Origin of the sequence: Burkholderia sp. HMSC10F09 (assembly GCF_001806955.1) — a bacterium.
Classification (GTDB): domain Bacteria; phylum Pseudomonadota; class Gammaproteobacteria; order Burkholderiales; family Burkholderiaceae; genus Burkholderia; species Burkholderia multivorans.
The window spans coordinates 1-8,731 of sequence record NZ_KV786497.1; the positions used below are offsets into that span (position 1 = coordinate 1).

Consider the following 8,731-nt stretch of genomic DNA (forward strand, 5'->3'; position numbering starts at 1 on the left):
GAGCGGCCGGCAGCCGGGGCCGCCGGCCGCGAGCGTCCCGCACAGGGCCGCGCGCGCCAGCTCGGCGGTCGCATGACGCGGCTCGACGTTCAGCACGCGAAGAAAATGCGGCCGCAGCCAGCGCTCCCAGAGCACGCCGTCGCAGCGCATCGTCTGCGCGAGCGAGCGGCCGGTGCGCGCGAACGCGAGCGAGGCGAGCGACGCGTAGTCGAGCGGCGTCGTGCCCGGTGCGCGCGCGGTCGCGTCGAACAGCCACGACGGCCAGCGCCGATTGCCGAAGCGCAGCGTCCAGCGCTGCTGCGACGCGAGATCGACGACCGGAAACTCGGACGACGACGGGCCCGTCAGCTGATCGGCCGCGCCGATCGTGCGCAGATAGCGCTGCGTCGCCGCCTGCCCCGCGAACACGCGATGCAGGCCGCTGTCGACCGTCGTACCGAGCGTCGAGTCGAACCACGAGCGGCAACGGCCGCCCGCATGCGCGTGCGCGTCGTGCAGCACGATGCGCCGCCCGCGACGTTGCAGCTCGACGGCGGCCGACAGGCCCGCGAGACCGGCACCGATCACGTGGACGGTTCTGGGCATCGGCTCAGAACAGCGCGTAGCGCGCGGCGATCATCAGCATCCGCGCCTTCGGCTTGCGCAGCGGCGCGCGCGGTGCCGCAAAGCCGCGGGCGACCGCCGCCTCGAGAATGCAGCGATACGCGCCCGACATGATCCGCGGCGCCTTCACCTGCGCGCGTGCGCACGTGTCCATCACCGCATCGGCCTGCCTGAAATGTTCGAGCGCGCGTTCGACGAGCGTCGCGCACACGCGCGGCAACGCCGGGTCGCGCGCGATCGTGGCCGGATCGGAAATCGCGATCCCTTCGCGCTGCAGCAGTTCGCGCGGCAGATAGCAGCGGTTGATCGCCGCGTCGTCGTCGATGTCGCGCAGGATGTTCGTCAATTGCAGCGCGCGGCCGAGGTGGTGCGACAGCTTGATGCCTTCGGCTTCCGGCATCCCGAAAATTCTCACCGACAGCCGGCCGGCCGCGCTCGCCACGCGGTCGCAATAGAGGTCGAGCGTCGGCTCGTCGGGCGCGCAGATATCCTCGGCGGCGTCCATCGCCATCCCGTCGATCATCGCGTGGAAGTCGTCGCGCTGCAGATTGAATGCGCGGATTTCGCGTTCGAGCGCGACCAGGTGGCGCGGCGGATGGCCGGCGAAGCACGCGTCGATGTCGGCGCGCCAGCGTTCGAGGCCCGCGGCGCGCTCGGCGCGCGGCAGGTCGCTGTCGGCGATATCGTCCACCGCGCGGCAGAACGCGTAGACCTGGAACATCGCGTCGCGCTGCACGGCCGGCAGGATGCGCATCGCGAGGTAGAAAGAACTGCCCGATGTGACGGCAGCGGCGTCGGTTTCTTGTTCGTCCACGACGAGATTGGAAACGGCCAAGACGAGCTCCACGGAGACACCCGCGCGGGGCGATTGAAGAAGCGATGCCCGGCTGGGATGGTCAGGCGGCAAATGCGTGCGAGATAGTCGAACGATCGACGCAGACAGGCACAAATTACCGGCCGGTTGCCGGAATTGGGCGAAAGTATAGCAATCTTTGAAGATCGATGGCGGGCGGTTGCTGCCGCGCGCGCCAGCCAGAAAGCCGCGCCGCAGCGGGAGCGGCCGCCAAGGCCGGCGCCGCCGGGGGCACCGGCATGCGGCCCGGCGAATCGCGCGGCGGCAGCCGCGTCAGCCGTAGACGATGTCGCGCTGCAGATCGAGCGCGATCAGCCCCATTTCGCGCGTCAGCTGCAGCATCGCACGGCGCTCCAGGCGCGACCCCATGAAGCTCGTGACGCGGCCGTCCGGTTCGGCCGTGAACTGGAACACCGCGCCGCCGGTGCCGAACCACGCGCCCGGCACGTCGGGCGATTCCGCCCAGTCGATTTCCTCGAACACGCGCGCGATGCCGGCGCGCACCGCGTCGCTCGCGCCGATCGGCGGCGCGACGTCGCCGAGGTCGTCGAGCGAGTAGGGGCCGGGCTTGTCCGGTTTCCGGTAGAAGAGATAGTCGACGTTCATCGGTGAAGCAGCGGAAGACGGCGGGAAAGCGTCAAACTAACGCGCTTTTCCGCAAATTTGAATCAGACTCGCACGAAATTGTGGCCTCGGCGAGACATTCGGGGCAGCATCGTCGTCGCGCAGGCGACTGCCGGCGCGCGCAGTGCGGCGGCCCGCTTGCGGCACGCCGCGTTCGTCTAAGATGACGCTTTGTCCTGATAAAAACGCAGATCCATGGAGACGAACGTGACCGCCCCCTCGCAGTCCGATCACCCGGTTTTCGTGCTCGTGCACGGCGCATGGCATGGCGCGTGGTGCTTCGCGCACGTCGCGGCCGCGCTGGCCGCGCGCGGCCATCTGTCGATCGCGCGCGATCTGCCCGCGCACGGCCTCCACGCGCGCTTTCCCGCGTCGTATCACGTGCGGCCGCTCGACAAGGACGCGTTCGGCGCCGAGCCGTCGCCGGTCGCGAACACGACGCTCGACGATTACGCGACGCAGGTGATGCAGGCGGTCGACGACGCATACGCGCTCGGCCGCGGCAAGGTGATCCTGGTCGGCCACAGCATGGGCGGCCTCGCGATCACCGCAGCTGCCGAACGCGCGCCGGACAAGATCGCGAAGCTCGTCTATCTGGCCGCCTTCATGCCGGCCGCGGGCGTACCGGGCCTCGACTACGTGCGCGCACCGGAGAACCGCGGGGAATTGCTCGGCCCGCTGATGCTCGCGAGCCCGCGCGTTGCCGGCGCGTTGCGGATCGACCCGCGCAGCGGCGACGCCGACTATCGCGCGGCGACGCGCCGCGCGCTTTGCGACGACGTCCCGCAGGCCGATTTCGACGCAGTGGCGAACCTGATGAGCTGCGACGTGCCGGCCGCGCCGTTCGCGACGGCGATCCCGACGACGGCCGCGCGATGGGGCGCGATCGAGCGCCACTACATCAAGTGCCTGCAGGATCGCGTACTGCTGCCGGCGCTGCAGCAGCGCTTCATCGACGAAGCCGATGCGTTCGCGCCCGGCAATCCGACGCACGTGCATCAGCTCGACAGCAGCCATTCGCCGTTCATGTCGCAGCCGGCCGTGCTCGCCGGCGTGCTGGCCGACATCGCGAAGCACTGACGGACCGACCGACTGATCGACCGCGCCGCCTACGCGTAGCCGACCGAGCGGTCGCGGCCGAGCCGTTTCGCGCGATAGAGCGCGGCGTCCGCGTCGTTGACGAGCGCGTCGCATGCGGGCTGTCCGAGTTTCGCGCACGCGGCGCCGACGCTCGCCGTCACCGCGACGCTGACGCCTTCTGCGTCCACCGTCGTGCGGCCGATCGCGTCGCGCACCTTGTCCGCGACCTGCAGCGCTTCGTCGAGATTCGTGCAGGGCAGCAGCAGCGCGAATTCCTCGCCGCCGAAGCGGCCGAACGTATCCTGCGCGCGCACGATCGCCGCCACGCGGCGCGCGGTCTCGCGCAGCACCGCATCGCCGACCGCATGGCCGAAGCGGTCGTTGATCGCCTTGAAGTGATCGAGATCGAACAGCAGCATCGACAGATCGCCGCCGTAGCGCTGCCAGCGCGCGAACTCTTCGCCGAGCCGCGTCTCGAAGTAGCGCCGGTTCGCGATGCCGGTGAGGCCGTCGCGGTTCGCATGCTCGCGCAGCTTCGCGACCGCCTCTTCGCGCTCGCGCTGCATCACGCTGACGTGCGTGACATCCGAGATCGTCACGCACACCGCTTCGACGTCGCGGCCGCGCGTGAGCGGCATGAACGTGCAGTCCTGCTGCATGTAGTCGACGCCGCCCGTGATCGGCCGATCGTGCTCGAAACGAAACAGATAGGGCCGCTGCTCCCACGAGCTGAACGCGAAGCTGCCGAGCTGGAACACGCTGTCGAGCTTGCGCGTGAGCCACGCGCGCGGCAGGTCGGGGAAGCAGTCGAAGAGGTTGCGGCCGATCACGTCGGCGGCCGGCACGCCACTGTGGTCCTGCATGAAGCGATTCCACATCAGCACGGTCATCCGGCGATCGAGCACGAACAGCCCGAAGCCGACGCGCTCGATCACGAGATCGCTGAGCGATGCGCGTTCGGTCGTCATAGCGCGGACAGCAACGCGTCGAGCGCGTCGCCCATCAGCCGGATCGAGTCTTCGGCCATCAGCATCACGAAATGTGCGCGAAACGCGTGATCCTCGAGACCGAAATTCACTTCGAGCAGCAGCGCGACGCTCCATGCGAGCACGGTCGGCTGGAACACGTCCTCGAACGACACGTTGGTGCCGAGCAGGCCCGGCGGAAAGAACACCGGCTTGCGGCCGAGCTCGTCGAGAATCGACGCGACGCATGCGCCCATCAGCGCGTTCGCGACGTCGAACACGAGTTCGTCCTGCGTCGCCATCCCGCCGTGCGTGCCGCCGCCGAAGGTGCGCTCGACGAGCGACATCAGCCGCCCGACGCCCGCGCTGCGGCAGAGCACGATCGCCTCGCCCTTGATGTCGGACCGGAAACCCTGGCGCACGGCGGTCACGTTGTCGTCGATCCCCGTCATCTCGCGCAGCGCGCGTCCCGCCTCGGCCGCATGGACGACGCGCACGCGCGGCACCGACAGTTCGATGAAGCGGCCCAGCAGCACCGCGAGCCGTGCCGCGGCGCGGCCCATCGCGAGATTGGCGATCTCCTGCAACGCGTCGCGTTGCTCCGCCGTGAACACCGAGTCAGGCATACAACCCATACTCCTTGAGAATGGGCAGCAATGCCTCCGACGTCACGGGTTTGGCGACGAACGCGATCGCGCCGAGCTCGCGGACGCGCGCTTGCGCCTGCGGCTGGATGTCAGCGGATACCACGATCACGAACGTGTTCATATCCTCGTGGCGCAGTGTTTCGAGCACCTGATAGCCGTTCATGTCGGGCATCGTCAGGTCCAGAAACATCACGGAAGCTTTGCCGTCACGATAGAGCGCCAAGGCCTCTCGACCATTCGCTGCATACGCGACATCGACGTCCCAGTCTCCCGGCAAGGCTTTCGCCAACAGTTTGCGCGCAAGCAGCGAATCGTCGGCAATCACAATCGGCAAGGACATGGCAGTGAAGCGAAATACGGAATGGTCTCTCTCGCGTTAACGACTTTCCGGAGCGCTTCTTGAGCGCCGGACGTCGCGTACGCGGCAGCCGCCGGTGCGGCACGCAGGCAGCGCCGCGCATGAGCGCGACGCGCCGCGCGGCGGATACCGGCGGGCGCATATCTATCTGTCATAGGGAAAGCAACGCGCGATTCTCGGAGTAAACCGAAAGCACCGCAACTCGCCATTTTTACTGCTTCGAACAGAATCGATTCAGCCGTCGCCTATTCCGAAAACACTCGCGACCATTTTTGACACGAAGACGCAAAATTTTTCTTTGTGTACGTTTGCGCTTCCGGATTCGTCGCGTTTTCAATCTGACGATTTGCTTCGCGCGATATGCTTGCCGCCGCGGCTGTCGCCTTGCGCACGGATCGCCGACGCAACTCGTTTATGATGGCAGGCACCTCTGCAAGACCCTCCTACCGAATGACGTCCGACCGGCCCGCCGAATCCCGTACTCCCGTCACCGCTCCCGCCGACGACTGGCAGGACGACGGCAACTACGCATCCGGTGCGCCCGAACACGACTTCGCGGTCCGCCGCATCACGTTGATCGTGCTGCTCGTCGCGGCGATCGTGCTGCCGTGCATCTATGTGGTCGTGATGGCTTACAACGACCTGAAGGCACGCGAGGCGGCCGCCAGCGACGTGACCATGCGCACCGTGCGCGTCGCCGAGGAACATGCGCTGAAGGTCTTCGACCTGACGGAAACGCTCGACGCGCGGATCGTCGATCTCGTGCAGGACATGAAGGACGCGACCGTGCGCAACGAGGAGGCCGACATCCATGACGCGCTCAATACGATCGCCGGCGGCTATCCGCAGGTCGCGGCCGTGTCGATCTTCGGCGCAAGCGGGATGCTGCTCGCGAACTCGCTTTATTACCCCGCGCCGTACGCGTCGATCGAGAACCGCGAAGACTTCATCGGCATCCGCGACGGCCGCGTGATCGAGCACATCTCGAAGCTGATGATGGGGCCGCTGAAGCTGGAGAACATTCCGGTATTCAACACCGGCATCGCGCGGCGCAACAGCGACGGATCGTTCGCGGGGATGGTGTCGATCGCGCTGAAGTCGTCCTATTTCAACGCGTTCTACCGCGATTTGCTCGGCGGCGCGAAAACGCCGATGACGATGGCGCTCGCGCGCTCCGACGGCGCGGTGCTCGCGTCGTATCCGCAGTTGCCGTCGGCGACGCACACCGATCGCGAGGCGACGTTCGGCAACCCGCACAACGATCCGCGCGCGGGCGTCGTGCGCGTGCATCACGGCGGCAGCGGCAGCGAGATCGTCGCGTACCGGCAGGTCGGCAGCTATCCCGTCTATGTGATTTGCACGTATCGGGCGTCCGCGATCTGGCGCGAATGGTACGAGCATCTGAGCGTGCTGTTCCTGTCGATGTTCGCGCCGTCGATCGCGCTGTGGTGCGTGATCTGGCTGTCGCTGAAGCGGCTCAAGGCCGAGGAGCGCGCGTGGGAACGCTGGCAGGCGGAGGCGTCGATGCGGCGCTCGATCGAATCGGCGTACCGGCAGTCGCGCAAGATGCAGGCGCTCGGCAACCTCGTCGGCAGCGTCGCGCACGACTTCAACAACCTGCTGATGATCATCTCGAGCAACGTGCAGATCATGCGGCGGCGCAACGCCGAGCATCTCGACAAGGAGCTCGGCGCGATCGAACGCGCGCTGAAGAACGGCCAGTCGCTGACGCGCCAGCTGCTCGGCGTCGCGCGCAAGCAGCCGCTGCACAGCGAGACGATCGACGTCGGGCAATGGCTCGGCTCGTGCCGCGAACTGCTGAAGACGTCGCTCGGCTCGAAATCGTCGCTCATCGTCGCGATCGATCCGGGCGTGTGGCCGATTCGTGTCGACGTCGCGGAGCTCGAGCTCGCAGTCATCAATCTCGCGGTGAATGCACGCGATGCCATGCCGACCGGCGGCCGCTTCACGGTCGGCGCGCGCAACGTGACGCTGCGCCGCGAGGACGGCTTCCCGCTGACCGGCGATTTCGCGCAGCTGTCGTTCGACGATACGGGCTCGGGCATGGCGCCCGACGTGCTGTCGCGCGCGTTCGAGCCGCTGTTCACGACGAAGGCGCACGGCATGGGCACGGGCCTCGGGCTGCCGCAGGTATTCGCGTTCTGCGAGCGCTCGGGCGGGCTCGCGACGATCGACAGCGCGGTCGGTGCCGGCACGTCGGTGCGGCTCTATTTGCCGCGCGCACGGGCCGAGGACATCACGACGCGGCCGCCGGCCGCCGCGCACGTCGCGCCGCACACCGGGCTGCACGTGCTGCTCGTCGAAGACAACAGCGAAGTCGCGGCCGGCACAGAAGCATTGCTGTCGCTGCTCGGCCACCGCGTGACCTATGTGGCGACCGGCGACGACGCGCTGCGCCTGATCGAAAGCGCCACCGACGACAACGCGTTCGACCTCGTGATCTCGGACATTCACATGCCGGGCCGCCTCAACGGCATCGATCTCGCCGAGGCGATCGACAAGCGGCCGGAGAAACTGCCGGTGATCCTCGTCACCGGCTATGCGGAGGAGCTCGACCGCACGCGCAGCGTCAACGTACGCGTGCTGTCGAAGCCGTTCGACATCGCGCTGCTCGACGCGATCCTGATCGAGATCCGCGACGGGCGCGACGAGCAGCACCCACGCCCGTGACGACGGCCGGCGCCTCACGGCACCGGCCGGGCGCGCCGCGCGGCGATCAGACGAACTTCACTTCTTCAGTAGGCGGACCCAGTCCGCGTAGCGGTCGACGAAGCCCTGCAGAAACTTGCGCGTGTCCTCGTTGACGATCTTGCCTTCGTCGTCGATGCGCGTCGGATCGTGCTTGATAAACATCTCGGGCTGCCCGAGCAGCTTCACGTCGAGATACGAGAGCACGTTGCGCAGATGCTGCTGCGCCAGCGCGGTGCCGGTCGCGCCCGGCGACGTGCCGAGCACGGCGCCAGGCTTGCCGGCCCACGAATTCGAACCCCACGGGCGCGAGCCCCAGTCGAGCGCGTTTTTCAGCACGCCGGGAATCGAGCGGTTGTATTCGGGCGTGACGATCAACAGCGCATCGGCGGCTTCGATCGACTGCTTGAACCGCTTCGCGACCTCTGGAAAATCCGCGTCGTAATCCTGGCTGTACAGCGGCAGTTCGCCGATCTCGACGAATTCGAACGACAGGTCCGACGGGGCGAGCGAGATCACGGCATGCGCGAGCGCGCGGTTCCACGAACCGCGACGCAGACTGCCGACGACGACCGCAACACGATAGGCCATGGTGTTCTCCTTCCGGTAAGTGAGGAATCGAATCAATTGATTCCGGGCAGGCGGCAAAGGTCTGTTTATAGGCAGGCCAGCCCGCGAGCCGCCCGGCCGGGCCATCCGGCCGACTTTCCACAAGGTTTTCCACAGAAATTGTGGATAACTCTGGGTGGAGCGTTGGGCGAATGGCGGCTCGGTGCGTCGCGGGAAGCTGTGTGCGACGCAAGGCTTGGGGAAGCATAGCGCAGCGCGGGGGTTCGGGGCGGGAAAGCGAGACGGGGTGGGACGGGACGGTGCTGGGGTGCTGGGGTGCTGG

General features: G+C 67.3%; 9 protein-coding genes. 2 read left to right on the forward strand and 7 right to left on the reverse strand.

Features of this window, described 5'->3' with window-relative positions; all coding sequences use genetic code 11:
- The 3 genes from HMPREF3115_RS00705 to HMPREF3115_RS00715 form a co-directional block, all read right to left on the reverse strand.
- The coding region (locus tag HMPREF3115_RS00705; protein ID WP_141751610.1) for an FAD-dependent oxidoreductase at positions 1–585 on the reverse strand (585 nt) is incomplete at its 3' end.
- Positions 586–589: 4 nt separating this feature from the next.
- Positions 590–1,438: a presqualene diphosphate synthase HpnD gene (gene hpnD, locus HMPREF3115_RS00710; protein WP_006404656.1), complete on the reverse strand. Its 849-nt coding sequence runs from the start codon at positions 1,436–1,438 to the stop codon at positions 590–592.
- 291 nt (positions 1,439–1,729) lie between these two features.
- Entirely contained in the window at positions 1,730–2,062 is a 333-nt protein-coding gene (locus HMPREF3115_RS00715) for a hypothetical protein (RefSeq protein ID WP_006397539.1), read from the reverse strand.
- Between the two features lie 213 nt (positions 2,063–2,275).
- Here HMPREF3115_RS00715 and HMPREF3115_RS00720 point away from each other — a divergent pair, with 213 nt between their 5' ends.
- Positions 2,276–3,160: an alpha/beta fold hydrolase gene (locus HMPREF3115_RS00720; RefSeq protein ID WP_070553191.1), complete on the forward strand. Its 885-nt coding sequence runs from the start codon at positions 2,276–2,278 to the stop codon at positions 3,158–3,160.
- 29 nt (positions 3,161–3,189) lie between these two features.
- Here HMPREF3115_RS00720 and HMPREF3115_RS00725 read toward each other — a convergent pair whose 3' ends face one another.
- From HMPREF3115_RS00725 to HMPREF3115_RS00735, 3 genes are read right to left on the reverse strand one after another with little or no spacing between them, the layout of a single operon-like run.
- Positions 3,190–4,128: a GGDEF domain-containing protein gene (locus HMPREF3115_RS00725; protein WP_006404652.1), complete on the reverse strand. Its 939-nt coding sequence runs from the start codon at positions 4,126–4,128 to the stop codon at positions 3,190–3,192.
- Positions 4,125–4,751 (reverse strand): chemotaxis protein CheC, encoded by a 627-nt coding sequence (locus tag HMPREF3115_RS00730; protein WP_035488064.1) that lies wholly within the window; start codon positions 4,749–4,751, stop codon positions 4,125–4,127. Before HMPREF3115_RS00730 ends, HMPREF3115_RS00725 begins: the two co-directional genes overlap by 4 nt.
- The gene (locus HMPREF3115_RS00735) at positions 4,744–5,112 is read right to left on the reverse strand and encodes a response regulator (protein ID WP_006397543.1); all 369 of its coding nucleotides are present in this window, start codon (positions 5,110–5,112) and stop codon (positions 4,744–4,746) included. Before HMPREF3115_RS00735 ends, HMPREF3115_RS00730 begins: the two co-directional genes overlap by 8 nt.
- A 468-nt stretch (positions 5,113–5,580) precedes the next feature.
- Between HMPREF3115_RS00735 and HMPREF3115_RS00740 the strand changes: the two genes are divergently transcribed.
- Positions 5,581–7,821 (forward strand): hybrid sensor histidine kinase/response regulator, encoded by a 2,241-nt coding sequence (locus HMPREF3115_RS00740; protein ID WP_070553193.1) that lies wholly within the window; start codon positions 5,581–5,583, stop codon positions 7,819–7,821.
- A gap of 57 nt (positions 7,822–7,878) precedes the next feature.
- On the opposite strand, the gene HMPREF3115_RS00745 is transcribed toward HMPREF3115_RS00740, so the two are convergent.
- Positions 7,879–8,430, reverse strand: coding sequence for an NADPH-dependent FMN reductase (locus tag HMPREF3115_RS00745; protein ID WP_006404649.1), 552 nt, complete (start codon positions 8,428–8,430; stop codon positions 7,879–7,881).
- Positions 8,431–8,731 lie beyond the last annotated feature (301 nt).